This is a genomic window from Hylemonella sp. P2_B10 (assembly GCF_056404875.1).
On record NZ_JBFUDE010000001.1, the window covers coordinates 299,918 to 316,375 of the forward strand.

Below are 16,458 nucleotides of genomic sequence, written 5' to 3' on the forward strand. Positions count from 1 at the left end.
GTGATGAAACCATGGATGCTCGCGCTCGGTCTGGCGGTGCTGCTGTCGGCCTGCAGTTCCACCAAGCTGGACAACCCACCGCCGGTGGAAGACAAGAAGGGCACGGCGGTGCAGCCCAACACCGGCAACCAGGCTGGCGCCAACACGGTGACCGGGGTCACGGTGGGCAACCCCAACGACGCGGCCATTGGCCCCAAGGGCGCGCGCATTGTGTATTTCGACTTTGACAGCTACGTGGTCAGGCCCGACGCCCAGCCGGTGATTGAGGGCCAGGCCCGCTACCTGAAGGCCAACAAGGCCAGCAAGGTGCAGCTGGAAGGCCATACCGACGAGCAGGGTGGCCGCGAATACAACCTGGCCCTGGGCCAGCGCCGCGCCGAGGCGGTGCGCAAGGCGCTGGTGCTGCTGGGCGTGAACGATGCGCAGATGGAGGCGGTCAGCTTCGGCAAGGAAAAGCCGGCCGACACCGGCCACGGCGAGGCCGCCTTCGCCAAGAACAGGCGTGTTGAAGTCACCTACCGTTGATGGCCTGCTGATGACCTCTGCCATGACCACCCAAACCACCGTGCGCCGCTTGTGCCTGGGCCTGGCCGCCGGCCTGAGCCTGTCGCTGTGGCTGGGCACCGCCAGCGCCGGCCTGTTTGACGACGACGAGGCCCGCAAGGCCATCCTGGACCTGCGCCAGCGCGTGGAAACGCTGCGCCAGGAAACCCAGAAGGCCGCCGCCGAAGAGGCGCGCAAGCACGGCGAGGAGCTGGAGCAGCTGCGCCGCAGCATGCTGGACCTGCAAAACCAGATCGAGGCGCTGCGCACCGATGTGGCCCGCCTGCGCGGCACGAACGAGCAACTGGCGCGCGACGTGGCTGAGATGCAGCGCCGCCAGAAGGACCTGGCCCAGGGCGTGGACGAGCGGCTGCGCAAGGTGGAGCCGGAAAAGGTCAGCCTGGATGGCCGCGACTTCATGGCTGACCCGGCCGAAAAGCGCGACTACGAGGCCGCCTTGGCCATTTTCCGGCGTGGCGAGTTTGGGCCGGCGCAGGGTGCCTTTGTCGATTTCGTCAAACGTTACCCGCAAAGCGGCTTCACGCCGTCGGCACTGTTCTGGCTGGGCAACGCCCAGTACGCCACGCGTGACTACAAGGAAGCCATCACCAATTTCCGCTCGCTGATTTCGGTGGCCCCCACGCACGCCAAGGTGCCCGAGGCCATGCTGCAGATTGCCAGCTGCCAGATTGAGCTGAAAGACGCCAAGGCGGCCCGCAACACCTTGAACGATCTGGTGAAGAAATACCCCGAATCCGAGGCCGGCGCCGCCGCCAAGGAAAGGCTTGCGCGCCTGAAGTAAGGCATAAGGCCCGACATGGACACGCTGGAAAGCGACACCCTGGTGGAGCGCCGCTTTGCCGGCCTGGAGCGGCTGTATGGCGTGGCCGGTGCAGCGCGTGTGCGTGCCGCCCATGTGGCGGTGGTGGGCGTGGGTGGTGTCGGCTCCTGGGCAGCAGAGTGCCTGGCGCGCAGCGGGGTGGGGCGCATCACGCTGGTGGACCTGGACCACGTGGCCGAATCCAACATCAACCGCCAGGTGCACGCGCTGGAAAGCACCGTGGGGCAAGCCAAGGTGTTGGCCATGGCCGAGCGCATCGCGCAGATCAACCCGGCGGCCCAGGTGACCTGCGTGGACGACTTTGCCACCGTGGACAACTGGCCAGCCATCCTGCCCGAAGGGGTGGACGCGGTGGTGGACGCCTGCGACGACGCGCGTGTGAAGACCGCCATGGCGGCCTGGGCGCGCCAGCACAAGCCAACCCTGTTCATCACCGTGGGCGCGGCCGGCGGCAAGCGCCAGGCGCACCTGGTGGACATCGACGACCTTTCCAAAACCACCCACGACCCACTGCTGGCGCAACTGCGCTACCGCCTGCGCAAGGAACACAATGCGCCGCGCGACGGCAAGAAGATGGGGGTGACCTGTGTCTTCAGCCGCGAAGCGGTGCGCGGGCCTGATCCCAGCTGCGCGGTGGACGGCGACGGCTCGCTGAACTGCCACGGCTACGGCTCGGTGGTCAGCGTCACCGCCACCTTCGGCCAGTGCGCCGCCGGGTGGGTGCTGGACCAGCTGGCGGGCTAGGTCCAGCGGTTAAACCACGTTATAATCTAAGGCTTTGCTGGGCGGCGTTGGCTGTTTGGCAGAAGGCTTTGCAGGTAGGGGACGTTAGCTCAGTTGGTAGAGCAGCGGACTTTTAATCCGTTGGTCACTGGTTCGAATCCAGTACGTCCTACCAAGAAAACCAAAGGCTTAGCTGCAAAGCCAGGCTTTTTTGGCAAACGGGCGATGCTCTGTCGCTCTATTTTCACTACCTGACTAACTCAAAGCATTTGCCAGTCAATGCTTTGCGAGTGCGTTCAACCCATTTCGCCTTGCTGCGCAGGGCGGGTTTTTCAATGGTATGCCAAGACAGGGCGGCCATGAGGAGTGCGCAAATAGCGGACAAAATTGCCAGGGGCAAAACGCTGACTCCAATTTTCAAAGCTAGGATCGATTGCTGTATCGGGAATGCGTAGATATAGACACCGTACGAGTAATCTCCAAAATTGTTGAATTTGCGGACAAACCCGTTAGGTACATAGGCCAAGTAAAAGACCACATACGCTATCGACAAGGCGTAGGTCGCATGGAAAACCTGACTGCTTATCAGTGACGACAATCCAATCGCAGCGACAGCTGCCCAAAAACAGGTCCGCAACAAGGGGATCAATTGACGAAGAATCCAGAATGCCGCCCCGGTTGTGAACATACAAAAAAAGTTCAGAAAACCGTTTGGATCCGGGTGTGCCATACCGAAAATGTGTGAGCCGAGTGCAGCAATCAGGATGGACATCTCGATGGAGGACAGGTTCATCGATCTGGTCGTTCCCGCAACCAGGCATGCCGCAATCAAGGTACAGATCGATCCGTTCATCCCAAATTCTCCATAGGCGGAAAATGTGAGGAATACGACGATCGGTATTGCACGCATGATGTCTTTCAAGGCAACGCTCTTGATGCTATTTGTCGATGCTGCTGAAAAGCAGGCAGCCAATATGGCAAAAAGAACCATCCCAAGCCCCTGCCAGTAAGCAGTCCTCCAGACACATGCAAGGATGCAAAGTATTGCCGGTGCAACTTTCTCCCTTGCCGCGGTCGCCTCGATGACGCGCGACAACGCCCAGTAAACAATCAGCAACCCGTACATTTGAAGCTCGATCGGCAACGTCCAGAGCGATCCGTTGACCGAGTGGGATCCTGGATTTGACAAAAAAACCCCAGGCAAATTGAAATCGGCACCCTCGAGCACAGAAGCGCAGCGCCACAAATAATTCATGGTTTTTGCGCTGTTCAGATAGGTCACGGACGGCAGTGACGTGAACAGCAGGCCCAATCCGAAAACAGTGAGAACGACCGCGGTGATCAATGCCGGATAGATCCTCAAAGCCCTTGCCCACGCATACTCCACCAGACTTTGTTTGGTGAGCAAACTGGACGTGACAAGGAACCCGCTGATAAGGAAGAACACATCAACAGCAATGCTGCCAATGCTCAGTCCAATGACACCCTCGAGTGGATCCCTGCGCCCTCCAGCTAAGTCGAAGCTATGGGAAAACAGAACGGCAAATGCGGCGAGGATACGAATGAAGTTGAAATTGTTTTCGCGGTCACTTGCAAAGTCAGAAATTTTCATTTGGCTCGTCACGGTATAACCACGGTATTCGTGCTATCAGCTGGTGAGTCCGAAGAGGTCAAAAGGAGAGAATTTAGGCTGATTCAGCCTGGCACTGTTCGCGCTGCCCAGGTGTGAAGAAAGTCGTGACCCCCCAAATCTCTGATTCCAGCTGCTTTCAACGCCGCATACCAAGTTCAACGCCGGTTGCCGGAACATTTGCCGGGGAAACAGGAAAAATGTTGCCGTACCGTTCCGCGATTTTCGATGCGAGGTACTGTGAACCTGGCAGGCTCAGGTGGCCATAGTCGACATAAATCGCCTTGTTGTCTGGTGTGAAAAGTCGGCAGTGGCCCTCGCACATGAGGGCTTGAACGTCGACGTACCCATCAACGGTGGAGGGCAATCTCTGACGCATCAGTTCGTTCACGCGGGCATTGGCAATGTGCGACTCGGCGTCTTTCTCGACCGCGACCTTAGTCAGGTACTTCGACTGAAATATGAGTCGTGACGCGCTGCCTCTGAAGGTCACACCAGGGCCTATCAGCACAATTCGCGGCACCTGACCTCGAAGGGCCGCAATCGTATGTTCCAACGGAGTGGGATCGTATCCCCAAGCGGCCGAAAGCACGACGCCGTTAAGCTTGGTGGATGGAATGAACTGCTCAAACACCATCTTGAGCATGGCGTCACAAACGGGCTCTGTGTTTCGCTCAATCACCGGATAGCAACTGCCGGCTGTGGCCTGCAGAAAATTCACATTCGGAAAAGCTCTGGACAGATAGACATAAGCGTCTGCCGCAAAGCTGTCGCCCACGATCAAGTAGTTTGGTTTTCCAGGATCGGGTTTGAGGCAGACATCCTCATCAATATCATTGCGTGTTTGTGAAAAAATGAAGCAACTCCCGACGCGTGCAGCGGGGTTGCGCTCAGCCCACATTGCATTCGCACTGGGGATGCTGGGTAGGTCGGAGGAGACTCGGAACGTCCAGCCATCGGTGTACCACGCATGGGCCCCGGCCGCCAAGCCCGACAGCGAAACGACCATCAGTGCGAGGAAGGCCCTGCGCGTTCTTGACGACATGTTGTCTATCCTGCCACTGCGAAACGGCAACTCCACCGCCCAGTACAGAAGAGCTGCAACGACAAAGCACAGCAGCAGCAGCAACCATTGGTCACGATCCGGGATGGCGGTGCCGACAAAGTACCTGTGGAAAACGATGATTGGCCAGTGCACCAGATACAGTGAGTATGAGATGGTTCCCACTGCATTGACCGCCCGGTTGGACAGCAGTTTCCCGGTGTATTTGGCGTTGCCGGAAAGAATCACGAGGGCCGTACCGATACATGGCAAAAACAGCAGAAATGGGCTACGCAATGTTGAAGCGTCAAAATAAACCGCCGAATACGTGATCGCCAAAACCCCCAAGGCCGTGCCAATTTCAGCCTGCCATGGGTTCAAGCTCCGCCTTCGGATAAGCGCCAGAACAGCACCAGCGCAGAGTTCATACATGCGAAAGGGCATGAGGTAGAAAACAGCGTCGGGAGAGAAGGGGCGAAGCAGCTCTGCTGAAATGGAAGAAACAACTCCGATGGCGATGACCAAGGCCATGGCGCCACGCTGTCGATTCACCTTTGAGGCGACGACGAGCATGACCGGCCATACCAGATAAAACTGCTCTTCGACGGACAGCGACCAACTGTGCAGCAATGGATTCAGCGTGGCTGCCTGGTCGAAATAGCCGGTTTCGCGCCAGAACTGCAAATTCGACAACGACAAGACCGAGAGCAATGCTGTGCGGCCCAGCCGCGCCATGTCATCCGGCGCGAGCAGTGCACTCCCTGCGGCCAAAGTCAACAACAGAACAGCGCAGAGCGCTGGAAATAGTCGGTAGAACCGCCGTGTGTAGAACCGCTTGAAGGAGAAAACCCCCGACTCTTGATCCTTCAGGATGTTCCTCGTGATGAGGAAGCCGGAGATGACAAAAAATACATCGACACCGACGTAGCCGCCCGGCAACGCCAGTCCAACGTGAAACGTGATGACAGACAGAACTGCAATTGCGCGCAGACCTTCAATCTCCAATCGATACTGGCTGGGTTCGCCGGTATCCACTCGAGCGTGCGCGGGGCTGCCGAACGTGGCTATGCCTGATAGCACTTGGATTCCTCCCTGTTCCGCCGCATCCGTCTTTGGACTGCGTGGCTCTTTTCGAAATTTGCACGGAGTCTAACCTTGATTTCCGGCGTAACGAAGGGGCGGGCAGGGCGGGTATGCTAGGTACGCCATCGAACAGACGGCCACCAAGCGCTGGCCTGACCATCAGGCACCACCGCGCCCCGTGCGCCTCAGGAGCCTTCAATGAACTTTCACCTCTCCCTCACCCCCCTGCTGTCGCTGCTGGCCGGCATTCTGATACTCGTCGTTCCCCGGCTGCTGAACTTCATCGTCGCGATCTACCTGATCGTCGTCGGCATACTGGGCCTGGTCGGCACCGGCAATTTGCGGCTGTAACGCATCGCGCTGAATTTCGCAAGCCCAGGCGCTGAAGCCTGGGGCTTTTTCCAATGGGGCGGCGCGGATTGTGGCCGCCCTTCACAATGATGTCACAACCGGAGATGGGGATGGCCTTAAGCTCGTGGTTCAGTGGCGTTGTTCAGCAAGATTTCGGGCGCGGTCAGCGCCAGGCATGGTCAGAGGTTGTGGCAGGTGAGCAAGGAAAACGAACAAGATTTGGAAACAATGCAGATGGCATTGTTCAAGCCGGGTGCGGTGGTGTACCGCAACGGCACCGCCGACACGGTGGAGCATGTGGTGGTGCGCGGCGGCCGGCTGCTGGTGCGCCTGGCGCGCACTAAAGAACTGGTGGATGATTACCGCCTGGGCGTGGAGCCAACCACCCTGTTGCTCAAGCGCAGTAGCAACCGCTGATTCTCAGGCAACGCCTTGACGCTCAGCTTCAGGGCTGAAGGTCAATCCGCGTTCGCCACCTCAATCTGGGTGGACAGCTCCAGCCACTGCTCTTCCAGCCGCGCCAGTTCCTCGTTGACAGCCTTCAGCCGCTGGCCCAGTTCGGCCATCTCATGCGCCGGCGGGTTGGCGGCAAACTGGGCTTCCAGCGCCGTGCCTTCGCCGTTCAGCACCGCCATGCGCGCTTCCGCCGTTTCCAGCTTGCGGCGCAAAGGCTTCAAGTCCGCACGCGGGCGGTGCGCCGGCGTGGGTGGGGCTGCCGGGGCGGGGGCCGGCGCCGGCTGCGCCTGCGCGGCCTTCAAGGCCTCGCGCTGACGCTTGGCCTCTTCCAGCAGGTACTTCTGGTAATCGTCCAGGTCGCCGTCAAACGGCTCCACGCCGCCGCGGGAGACCAGCCAGAATTCGTCGCACACGGTGCGCAACAGCGCGCGGTCGTGGCTGACCAGCATCACCGTGCCCTCGAACTCGTTCAGCGCGACGCTCAGCGCCTCGCGGGTGGCCAGGTCCAGGTGGTTGGTGGGCTCGTCCAGCAGCAGCAGGTTGGGCCGCTGCCACACCAGCATGCACAGCACCAGGCGGGCTTTTTCGCCGCCGCTCATGCTGCCGACCGACTGCTTGACCATGTCGCCGCCGAAATTGAAGCCGCCCAAAAAGCTGCGCAGGTCCTGCTCGCGGGTGGCCTGGTTCGTCAGCTGGCCTTTGACCGCCAACTCCTTGGCCAGGCGGATCATGTGCTCCAGCGGCGTATCCTGCGGTCGCAGCACATCAAGCTCTTGCTGCGCAAAATAGCCGATGCTCAGGCCCTTGCCTTCGGTCAGCTCGCCGGCAATCGGCGCCAGGTCGCGCGCCACGGTCTTCACCAGCGTGGACTTGCCCTGGCCGTTGGCGCCCAAAATGCCTATGCGCTGCCCAGCCAGCACCGAGCGGCTGATGGAGCGCACGATCACTGTCGGCGGCGTGCCGGCCGGCGCGTCGTCCAGCGCGGGGTAGCCCACCGCCACGTCCTGCATGGCCAGCATGGGGTTGGGCAGGTTGGCCGGTTCCTTGAACTCGAAGCTGAAGTCAGCCTCGGCCAGCAGCGGCGCAATGCGTTCCATGCGGTCCAGCGCCTTGACCCGGCTTTGCGCCTGCTTGGCCTTGCTGGCCTTGGCCTTGAAGCGGTCGATGAACTTCTGCAGGTGGGCGATTTTCTCTTGCTGGCGTGAAAACTGCGCTTGCCGCTGCTCCATCTGCTCGGCCCGCATGTCCTCAAACTTGCTGTAGTTGCCGCCGTAGCGGACCAGCTTGGCGGTCTCGATGTGCAGTGTGACATCGGTCACCGCGTCCAGGAACTCGCGGTCGTGGCTGATCACCAGCATGGTGCCGGTGTAGCGCTTCAGCCAGGCTTCCAGCCACACCAGCGCGTCCAGGTCCAGGTGGTTGGTGGGCTCGTCCAGCAGCAGCAGGTCAGACGGGCACATCAGCGCGCGTGCCAGCTGCAGGCGCATGCGCCAGCCGCCCGAGAAGCTGTTGACCGGGTTGTCCAGCTCGGTAGTGCGAAAACCCAGGCCCAGAATCAACGCCTGCGCGCGCGCCGGGGCGTCATGGGCGCCGGCATCGTGCAGCGCCATGTAGGCGTTGGCCATGCGCTCGCCATCGTCGCTGGCCTCGGCGGCCGCCACCTCGCGCTGCGCCGCCACCAGCGCCACGTCGCCTTCGATGACGAATTCGGTGGCGCTTTGCTCGGTCTCAGGCATGTCCTGGGCCACCTGGGCCATGCGCCATTGGGTGGGGATGAAAAAGTCGCCCGCGTCCTCATGCAGCGTGCCGTTCAGCAGGGCGAACAGCGTCGATTTGCCGGCACCATTGCGCCCCACCAGGCCCACTTTTTCGCCCGGGTTCAGGGTGACAGAGGCGCCATCCAGCAACACCTTGGCGCTGCGGCGCAAGGTGACATTCTTCAGAGTGATCATTATTTCTTGCTTAAAGCTTCGCGGGTCAGCAGCAGCACCTGGTCTTCGCCGGCGCTGGTTTCCAGCCACACCGGCTCCAGGTCGGGGAAGGCGGCTTCAAAGTGCGCGCGTTCGTTGCCAATTTCCAGCACCAGCACACCGCGCTGCGCCAGCCGGGCCGGTGCGTCGCGCAGCAGGCTGCGGATGAAGTCCATGCCGTCGGCACCACCGGCCAGCGCCAGCGCCGGCTCACAGCGGTATTCGGGCGGCAGCGCGGCCATGCTGGCGGCATTCACATAGGGGGGGTTGCACAGGATGAGGTCGTAGCGTTCGGTCAGCGCCGCCAGCCCATCGGATTGCACCAGGCGCACGCGCCCTTGCAGGCCGTGCTTGGCGACGTTGATCTTGGCCACGGCCAACGCGTCGTCCGAGATGTCGCTGGCGTCCACCGTGATGTCGGGGTAGGTCATGGCGGCCAGGATGGCCAGGCTGCCATTGCCGGTGCACAGGTCCAGTGCCTGCTGGGTGGCGTCAGACAGCCAGTAGTCGATGCCGCCATCGGCCAGCAGCTCGGCAATGAAGGAGCGCGGCACGATGACGCGCTCGTCCACATGAAACGGCACGCCGGCCAGCCAGGCTTCCTGCGTCAGGTAGGCGGCGGGCTTGCGGCTGACTATGCGCTCGGTCAGCAGGGTCTCCACCTGGGCCTGTTTGGCGGCGTCCACGGGCAAATCCTGCACGGTGTCGAGGTCGTGCAGCGGGTGGCCCAGCTTCCACAGCACCAGCCAGGCGGCCTCATCGAAGGCATTGGCGGTGCCGTGGCCGAACGACACCTGGGCGTCGTCCAGGCGGCGCGCGCCGGCCTCGATCAGCTCAATGACGGTCATCCGTGCTTCACGTCCAGCGTGATCTCGGTGAACGAGGGTTCGTCGTCGGGCTCTTCCTGGGCCTGCGGCGCAGCCTTGGTGGCGAAGTCGTTTTGCAGCCGCCACATCAGGTTGGTGGGCGAGTCGGAATAGGCCAGGCCTTCCTTGCGGTCGACGATGCCTTCGACAATCAGGCGCGCAATATCGGCCTCGAACGACTGCGAGCCTTCGGCCATGGATTTTTCCATCGCCTCCTTGACGCCGGAGAAGTCGCCTTTTTCAATCAGTTCGGAAATCAGCTTGGTGTTCAGCAGCACCTCCACCGCCGGCGTGCGGCTGCCGCTGGTGGTGCGCAGTAGGCGCTGCGAGACCACGGCCTTCAGCGCCGCGCCGAGGTCGCCCAGCATGGTCTGGCGCACTTCCACCGGGTAGAAGCTCAAGATGCGGTTCAGCGCCTGGTAGCTGTTGTTGGCGTGCATGGTGGCCAGGCACAGGTGGCCGGACTGCGCGTAGGCAATGGCTGCCGACATGGTCTCGCGGTCGCGGATTTCACCGATCAGGATGACGTCGGGTGCCTGGCGCAGCGCGTTCTTCAGCGCCACCTGCAGGTTTTGCGTGTCGGTGCCGATCTCGCGCTGGTTGACGATGGATTTCTTGTTCTTGAACAAGAACTCCACCGGATCCTCGATGGTCAGGATGTGGCCCGACACGCTCTCGTTGCGGTGGTCCATCATGGCCGCCAGCGTGGTGCTCTTGCCGGCACCGGTGGCGCCCACCATCAACAGCAGGCCGCGCTTTTCCATGATCAGGTCGCCCAGCACGGCGGGCACGCCCAGACCGGACAGCGACGGGATGTCAATGGAGATGAAACGTATCACCGCCGCGAACGAGCCGCGCTGGCGCATGGCGCTGACGCGAAAACGCCCCACGCCGGGCAGCGGGAAGCCCATGTTCAGCTCCCCCTCACGCTCCAACTCCTCGATGCGCTCGGGCGCCAGCACCTCGGCCAGCAGGTTGCGCGGCGCATCCGGCGGCAGCGACTGGTTGTTGATGGGCACGCACTGGCCGTTGATCTTGATCAGCGCCGGCGCGTGTGCCGACAGGTAGACATCAGACGCCTTCTTTTCGCCCATCAGGCGCAGGATGCGCTCCATCGTTCCGGAAGAGGGCAGTGCAGCGGTGGCCATGGTTCTATCTCCCAGAGTGCTTGTGTGAGGCGTGCTTGGTGAAGCGGCGAGAAGGCGGTGTCGGTCTGCGGTGTCAGTCGCGCAGCAGGTCGTTCAAGCTCGTTTTTGCGCGGGTGTTGGCATCCACGCGCTTGACGATGATGGCGGCATACAGGTTGTACTTGCCGCCATCCTTGGGCAGGCTGCCGCTGATCACCACCGAGCCGGCCGGCACGCGGCCATAGCTGATCTCGCCGGTGGCACGGTCGTAGATGGGGGTGCTCTGGCCGATGTAGACGCCCATGGAGATGACCGAGTTCTCTTCCACGATGACGCCTTCGACGATCTCGGAGCGGGCGCCGATGAAGCAGTTGTCTTCAATGATGGTCGGGCCGGCCTGCATGGGCTCCAGCACGCCGCCAATGCCCACGCCGCCGGAGAGGTGGACGTGCTTGCCGATCTGCGCGCACGAGCCCACAGTGGCCCAGGTGTCCACCATGGTGCCTTCGTCCACATAGGCGCCGATGTTCACGTAAGAGGGCATCATGATCACGCCCTTGGCCAGGTAGCTGCCGCGACGCGCCACGGCCGGTGGCACCACGCGCACGCCGGTGGCCTTCATCTGGTCAGCGTCCAGGTGGGCGAACTTGGTTTGCACCTTGTCGTAAAAGCCCAGGTCGCCGGCGCGGATCACCTCGTTGTCCTTCAGGCGAAAGCTCAGCAGCACGGCTTTTTTCAGCCACTGGTGGGTGGTCCACTGGCCCACGCCTTCGCGGGTGGCAATGCGCAGCTCACCCCGGTTCAGCGCGGCAATCACCTGGTCCACCGCTTCCACCACTTGCGGGCTGTTGGCGGGCGTGATGCTGGTGCGGCTCTCCCAAGCCATTTCGATGACAGGTTGCAGTTCTTGGCTCATTTGGCTCATGGATGTGATGTTGTTCAGGTTGCTCGGTCAGGTTGCACGGTAACTTTGGGTGAATTGCACGATGCGCTGCGCCGCCTCCAGGCACTCGGCCTGGTCGGCCACCAGGGCCATGCGTATGCGCCCGGCGCCGGGGTTGGCGCCGTCCACCGAGCGCGCCAGGTAGCTGCCCGGCAGCACGGTGACATTGTATTGAGCGAACAGCGCGCGGGCGAACTCCGCATCGCCGCCGCGCACGCCGGCCCACAAATAAAAACCGGCATCGGGCAGGCGCACGGCCATCACCTCGGCCAGCAGCGGCGTCACCTGGGCGAACTTTTGCCGGTACAGCGCCCGGTTGGCCTGCACGTGTGCTTCGTCACCCCAGGCGGCGGCGCTGGCGGCCTGGAACACCGGGCTCATGGCGTTGCCGTGGTAGGTGCGGTAGGTGAGGAACTGCCTGATGAGGCCGGCGTCCCCGGCCACAAAGCCGCTGCGCATGCCCGGCACATTGCTGCGCTTGGACAGGCTGGTGAAGGCGATCAGGCGGCGAAAGTCAGAGCGGCCCAGCTTGGCGGCGGCTTCCAGGCCGCCCAGCGGCGGCTCGTCGCGGAAGTAGATTTCGCTGTAGCACTCGTCGGAGGCGATGACAAAGCCGTGCTGGTCGCTGAGCTCAAACAGCTTTTGCCATTCGGACAGCGGCATCACGGCGCCGGTGGGATTGCCGGGCGAGCAGACGAACAGCAGCTGGGTCTTGGCCCACACGCTGGCCGGCACGGCGTCCCAGTCGACGGCGAAATTGCGCGCCGGGTCGCTGGGCGCGTAGTGGGCCTGGGCGCCAGCCAGCAGTGCCGCGCCTTCATAGATCTGATAGAACGGATTCGGGCAGACCACGGTGGCGCCGTTCTGGCTGCCGTCCACCACCGTCTGCACCAGGGCAAACAAGGCCTCGCGCGAGCCGTTGACCGGCAGCACCTGGGTGGCGGGGTCCAGCGCCAGGCCGTAGCGGCGCTGCAGCCAGCCGGTCATGGCCTGGCGCAGCGACAACTCGCCGGCGGTGGCCGGGTAGCTGGCCAGGCCGCCGTTGGCCATGCTGCTGGCCATGGCGTCCAGCACCAGCTGTGGCGTGGCGTGGCGCGGCTCGCCAATGCCCAGGCTGATGTGTTTGTAAGCGGGGTTGGGCGTGACGCCGGCAAACAATTCTTTCAGCCGTTCGAACGGGTACGGGTGCAGGCGCGACAGGTTGGGATTCATGGCCGACCATTATCGTCGGTGGGCGGTTACGAAATCTTGCCGGGAATCTGTGGTGGAGCTGGGCGGACACGGTATCATTGGTGCCAGCCGAAAGCCCGCTCTTGCGGCAAAACCCCAGCATAATCAATAAGTTAGCGTCAGTCTAGGTTTCTTCCGTGCGCCTCAATTCCATCAAGCTTTCGGGCTTCAAGTCATTTGCCGAGCCCACCAATTTCATGCTGCCTGGGCAACTGGTGGGTGTGGTGGGGCCCAATGGCTGCGGCAAGTCCAACATCATGGACGCGGTGCGCTGGGTGCTGGGCGAGAGCCGCGCCAGCGAATTGCGCGGCGAATCCATGCAGGACGTGATCTTCAACGGCACCAACACCCGCAAGCCGGCCAGCCGCGCCAGCGTGGAGCTGGTGTTTGACAACGCCGACCACCGCGCCGGCGGCCAGTGGGCGCAGTTCACCGAGATCGCCGTCAAGCGCGTGCTGACGCGCGACGGCACCTCCAGTTACTACATCAACAACCAGCCGGTGCGCCGCCGCGACGTGCAAGACGTGTTCCTGGGCACCGGCCTGGGGCCGCGCGCCTACGCCATCATCGGCCAGGGCACCATCAGCCGCATCATCGAGAGCAAGCCGGAAGAACTGCGCCTGTTCCTGGAAGAAGCCGCTGGCGTCTCCAAATACAAGGAGCGCCGCCGCGAGACGGAAAACCGCCTGTCTGACACGCGCGAAAACCTGACGCGGGTGGAAGACATCCTGCGCGAGCTGAACGCCAACCTGGAAAAGCTGGAAAAGCAGGCCGAGGTGGCGCAGAAGTACAACGCGCTGCATGCCGAGGTGACGCTGAAGCAGCAGCAGCAGTGGTTCCTGAAGCGCGCCGAGAGCGAGGCCGACCAGGCGCGCATCAAGACGGAGGCGGACAAGGCCGTCAACGACCTGGAAGCCCGCGTGGCCGACCTGCGCCACATCGAGGCCGACCTGGAAACGGTGCGCCAGGCGCACTATGCCGCCGGCGACCAGGTCAACAAGGCGCAGGGCGCGCTGTACGAGGCCAGCGCCGAGGTAGGCCGGCTGGAAGCCGAGATCAAGTTCGTGGTGGAAGGCCGCCAGCGCGCCGAGCAGCGCCTGGTGCAGCTGAAGGAGCAGGCCGCCCAGTGGCACACCCGCAAAGACGACGCGCAGGCCGAGATCGAATCGCTGGCCGAGCTGGCTGAGCTGGGCGAGGAAAAAACCGAGCTCCTGGCCGCCCAGCTGGAAGAGCAGGCGCAGGCCCTGCCGGACCTGGAAGACGCCTTGCGTGTGGCACAAGGCGGCGCCAACGAGCAGCGAACGGCCGTGGGTCAGGTGCAACAGCAGATTCAGGTGCTGGCGGCCGAGCAGCGCATCATTGAAGAGCAATCGCGCCAGATTGGCCAGCGCCGCGAGCGCCTGACGGCCGACCGCAACGCACTGGCCGCGCCGGATGAGGCAAGGCTGCAAAACTCGCAAGCCCAGCTGGCGCAGGCGACGGAAGCCGCAGCGATTGCCGAAGCCCGCCTGCACGAGCTGCAAGAGCAGGTGCCGCAGCTGGATGAAACCCGCCGCACCCAGCAGCAGACCGTCAACACCGAATCGGGCAAGCAGGCCGACCTGTCGGCGCGCATGGACGCGCTCAAAGCTCTGCAGGAAAAGGTCAAGACCGACGGCAAGCTGCAACCCTGGCTGGCCAAGCATGGGTTGGAGCACCTGCAAGGCATCTGGAGCCGCATCCACATCGAGCAGGGTTGGGAAAACGCGCTGGAAGCCGCCTTGCGTGAGCGCATGGGTGCGCTGGAAGTCAGCCGACTGGAGATGGTGCGTGCCTTTGCCAACGACGCGCCGCCGGCCAAGCTGTCGTTCTTCAGCCCGCCGCCGGCCGCCATCAGCGAGCCGCCTTCCAGCCTGCCCCATCTGCTGGACCTGCTGCGGTTGAACGACGCCGGCCAGCGCGCCGTGTTCGCCGAGTGGCTGCACGGCTGCTACACCGCCAACAGTTTCGAGGAGGCGCTGGCCCAGCGCGACAAGCTGCAGGTGGGTGAAACCATCTTCACCCGCGAAGGCCATGCGGTGGCCGCGCACAGCGTGGCCTTCTACGCGCCTGATTCCGAGCAGGCCGGCCTGTTGGCCCGCGCGCAGGAAATCGAGAACCTGGAAAAGCAGCTGCGTGCGCAGACCTTGATCGGCGAGGAAGCCCGCAGCGCGCTGGTGCGCGCCGAGGCCAGCTATGCCGACGCCAGCCAGCGCCTGGTGAGCGCGCGCCGCGAGGCCAGCGAAACCCAGAGCCGCGCTCATGAGCTGCAGGTGGAAACCTTGCGCCTGACGCAATTGGCCGAGCAAACCCGCGCCCGCAGCGACCAGATTGCCGCCGACCTGGCCGAGATTGACGCCCAGCTGGGCGACCTGCAGGAGCGCCGCGTCACCGCCGAGGCGCGCTTCGAAGAGCTGGACATGCAGCTGGCCGACACCCAGGAGCGCCACGCCCAGCTGGAAGAGCGGGTGATTGCCGCCGAGCGCAAACTGACGGAGAGCCGCGAGCAACACCGCGCGCTGGAACGCCAGGCGCAAGAGGCCACCTTCTCGCAGCGCAGCCTGGACGCCCGCAAGGCCGAGTTGTCGCGCACCATCGAGACGGCGCTGCAGCAGGTGAGCACCATCGCCCTGGAGGAGCAGCGCGCGCACGACGAACTGGCGCGGCTGACCGATGCCGCCGCCCAGGCTGGGCTGCAAAACGCACTGGCGCTGAAAGTTGAACGCGAGCAGGCCTTGGGCGCCAAGCGCAGCGAATACGATGACCTGACCTCCAAGCTGCGTGCCAGTGACGAGCGCCGCCTGCAGCTGGAGCGCGAGCTGGACCCGCTGCGCCAGCGCATCACCGACTTCCAGCTGAAGGAGCAGGCCGCGCGGCTGGGTTTCGAGCAGTACGAGCAGTTGCTGGCCGATGCCCAGGCCGACCTGGAGGCCGTGGCGGCGTCGATTGCCGCCGGCAATGTGCGACTCTCTGGCATGCAGGGCGACATCGACCGCATCAACCGCGATATCGCGGCGCTGGGCGCCGTCAACATGGCGGCGCTGGACGAGCTGGCCACCGCACGCGAGCGCAAGCAGTTCCTGGACGCCCAGTCGGCCGATTTGAACGAGGCCATGGCGACGCTGGAAGATGCCATCAAGAAGATCGACGGCGAAACCCGCGAGCTGCTGTCGGGCACCTTCAACATCGTTAACCAGCACTTCGGCAAGATGTTCCCCGAGCTGTTCGGCGGTGGCAACGCCAAGCTGGTGATGACCGGCGACGAGATCCTGGATTCGGGGGTGCAGGTGCTGGCCCAGCCGCCAGGCAAGAAGAACCAGACCATCCACCTGCTGTCGGGCGGCGAGAAGGCGCTGACGGCTATTGCGCTGGTGTTTGCCATCTTCCAGCTGAACCCGGCGCCGTTCTGCTTGCTGGACGAGGTGGACGCGCCGCTGGACGACGCCAACACCGAGCGCTATGCCAAGCTGGTGTCCAGCATGAGCAAGGAAACGCAATTCCTGTTCATCAGCCACAACAAGATCGCCATGGAAATGGCCTTGCAGCTGATTGGCGTGACCATGCAGGAGCAGGGCGTGTCGCGCATCGTGGCGGTCGATATGGAGGCTGCGGTATCCATGGCAGAAGCCGTCTGA

At 63.1% G+C, this 16,458-nt stretch carries 13 protein-coding genes and 1 tRNA gene; 7 read left to right on the forward strand and 7 right to left on the reverse strand.

The genetic code is table 11. From position 1 onward, the window contains the following. Positions 1-3 precede the first annotated feature (3 nt). The 4 genes from pal to AC1DX2_RS01450 all read left to right on the forward strand — a co-directional run bounded on the left by pal (position 4) and on the right by AC1DX2_RS01450 (position 2,282). Positions 4-525 carry a peptidoglycan-associated lipoprotein Pal gene (gene pal / locus AC1DX2_RS01435; RefSeq protein WP_477194498.1) on the forward strand — a complete coding sequence of 174 codons (522 nt, stop codon included), beginning with the start codon at positions 4-6 and terminating at the stop codon, positions 523-525. 22 nt (positions 526-547) lie between these two features. After that, positions 548-1,345: a tol-pal system protein YbgF gene (ybgF, locus tag AC1DX2_RS01440; RefSeq protein WP_477194499.1), complete on the forward strand. Its 798-nt coding sequence runs from the start codon at positions 548-550 to the stop codon at positions 1,343-1,345. Between the two features lie 15 nt (positions 1,346-1,360). Next, positions 1,361-2,128: a tRNA threonylcarbamoyladenosine dehydratase gene (locus AC1DX2_RS01445; protein ID WP_477194500.1), complete on the forward strand. Its 768-nt coding sequence runs from the start codon at positions 1,361-1,363 to the stop codon at positions 2,126-2,128. A 78-nt stretch (positions 2,129-2,206) separates the two neighbouring features. Further along, positions 2,207-2,282: transfer RNA gene (locus AC1DX2_RS01450), tRNA-Lys, on the forward strand. Positions 2,283-2,354: 72 nt separating this feature from the next. On the opposite strand, the gene AC1DX2_RS01455 is transcribed toward AC1DX2_RS01450, so the two are convergent. Together AC1DX2_RS01455 and AC1DX2_RS01460 are read right to left on the reverse strand one after the other, a co-directional pair. Then, a complete protein-coding gene (locus tag AC1DX2_RS01455; protein WP_477194501.1) occupies positions 2,355-3,719 on the reverse strand; it encodes an acyltransferase family protein in 1,365 nt (454 codons plus the stop codon). A 157-nt stretch (positions 3,720-3,876) separates the two neighbouring features. Continuing rightward, on the reverse strand, positions 3,877-5,814 hold the full coding sequence (locus tag AC1DX2_RS01460; RefSeq protein WP_477194502.1) for an acyltransferase family protein: 1,938 nt from the start codon (positions 5,812-5,814) through the stop codon (positions 3,877-3,879). Between the two features lie 246 nt (positions 5,815-6,060). Between AC1DX2_RS01460 and AC1DX2_RS01465 the strand changes: the two genes are divergently transcribed. Both AC1DX2_RS01465 and AC1DX2_RS01470 read left to right on the forward strand, forming a co-directional pair. After that, entirely contained in the window at positions 6,061-6,213 is a 153-nt protein-coding gene (locus AC1DX2_RS01465; RefSeq protein WP_477194503.1) for a DUF3096 domain-containing protein, read from the forward strand. A gap of 234 nt (positions 6,214-6,447) precedes the next feature. Beyond that, on the forward strand, positions 6,448-6,630 hold the full coding sequence (locus AC1DX2_RS01470; protein ID WP_477194504.1) for a hypothetical protein: 183 nt from the start codon (positions 6,448-6,450) through the stop codon (positions 6,628-6,630). A 41-nt stretch (positions 6,631-6,671) separates the two neighbouring features. Here AC1DX2_RS01470 and AC1DX2_RS01475 read toward each other — a convergent pair whose 3' ends face one another. The 5 genes from AC1DX2_RS01475 to dapC all read right to left on the reverse strand — a co-directional run bounded on the left by AC1DX2_RS01475 (position 6,672) and on the right by dapC (position 12,787). Beyond that, complete coding sequence (locus tag AC1DX2_RS01475) at positions 6,672-8,621, reverse strand: ABC-F family ATP-binding cassette domain-containing protein (RefSeq protein ID WP_477194505.1); 1,950 nt, start codon at positions 8,619-8,621, stop codon at positions 6,672-6,674. Further along, positions 8,621-9,487 (reverse strand): 50S ribosomal protein L3 N(5)-glutamine methyltransferase, encoded by an 867-nt coding sequence (prmB, locus tag AC1DX2_RS01480; protein ID WP_477194506.1) that lies wholly within the window; start codon positions 9,485-9,487, stop codon positions 8,621-8,623. Before prmB ends, AC1DX2_RS01475 begins: the two co-directional genes overlap by 1 nt. Continuing rightward, entirely contained in the window at positions 9,484-10,653 is a 1,170-nt protein-coding gene (locus AC1DX2_RS01485) for a PilT/PilU family type 4a pilus ATPase (protein WP_477194507.1), read from the reverse strand. Before AC1DX2_RS01485 ends, prmB begins: the two co-directional genes overlap by 4 nt. A gap of 73 nt (positions 10,654-10,726) precedes the next feature. After that, the gene (gene dapD, locus AC1DX2_RS01490; RefSeq protein ID WP_477195741.1) at positions 10,727-11,548 is read right to left on the reverse strand and encodes a 2,3,4,5-tetrahydropyridine-2,6-dicarboxylate N-succinyltransferase; all 822 of its coding nucleotides are present in this window, start codon (positions 11,546-11,548) and stop codon (positions 10,727-10,729) included. A gap of 36 nt (positions 11,549-11,584) precedes the next feature. After that, the gene (dapC, locus tag AC1DX2_RS01495; protein ID WP_477194508.1) at positions 11,585-12,787 is read right to left on the reverse strand and encodes a succinyldiaminopimelate transaminase; all 1,203 of its coding nucleotides are present in this window, start codon (positions 12,785-12,787) and stop codon (positions 11,585-11,587) included. A 155-nt stretch (positions 12,788-12,942) separates the two neighbouring features. On the opposite strand from dapC, the gene smc reads away from it, so the two are divergent. Beyond that, on the forward strand, positions 12,943-16,458 hold the full coding sequence (gene smc / locus AC1DX2_RS01500) for a chromosome segregation protein SMC (protein ID WP_477194509.1): 3,516 nt from the start codon (positions 12,943-12,945) through the stop codon (positions 16,456-16,458).

Coding starts and splice junctions, on each gene's coding strand:
- ybgF (WP_477194499.1), top strand. CDS start 548: ATGACCACCCAAACCACCGTGCGCCGCTTGTGCCTGGGCCTGGCCGCC.
- dapD (WP_477195741.1), bottom strand. CDS start 11,548: ATGAGCCAAGAACTGCAACCTGTCATCGAAATGGCTTGGGAGAGCCGC.
- AC1DX2_RS01445 (WP_477194500.1), top strand. CDS start 1,361: ATGGACACGCTGGAAAGCGACACCCTGGTGGAGCGCCGCTTTGCCGGC.
- prmB (WP_477194506.1), bottom strand. CDS start 9,487: ATGACCGTCATTGAGCTGATCGAGGCCGGCGCGCGCCGCCTGGACGAC.
- AC1DX2_RS01485 (WP_477194507.1), bottom strand. CDS start 10,653: ATGGCCACCGCTGCACTGCCCTCTTCCGGAACGATGGAGCGCATCCTG.
- pal (WP_477194498.1), top strand. CDS start 4: ATGAAACCATGGATGCTCGCGCTCGGTCTGGCGGTGCTGCTGTCGGCC.
- AC1DX2_RS01455 (WP_477194501.1), bottom strand. CDS start 3,719: ATGAAAATTTCTGACTTTGCAAGTGACCGCGAAAACAATTTCAACTTC.
- AC1DX2_RS01470 (WP_477194504.1), top strand. CDS start 6,448: ATGGCATTGTTCAAGCCGGGTGCGGTGGTGTACCGCAACGGCACCGCC.
- AC1DX2_RS01475 (WP_477194505.1), bottom strand. CDS start 8,621: ATGATCACTCTGAAGAATGTCACCTTGCGCCGCAGCGCCAAGGTGTTG.
- dapC (WP_477194508.1), bottom strand. CDS start 12,787: ATGAATCCCAACCTGTCGCGCCTGCACCCGTACCCGTTCGAACGGCTG.
- AC1DX2_RS01465 (WP_477194503.1), top strand. CDS start 6,061: ATGAACTTTCACCTCTCCCTCACCCCCCTGCTGTCGCTGCTGGCCGGC.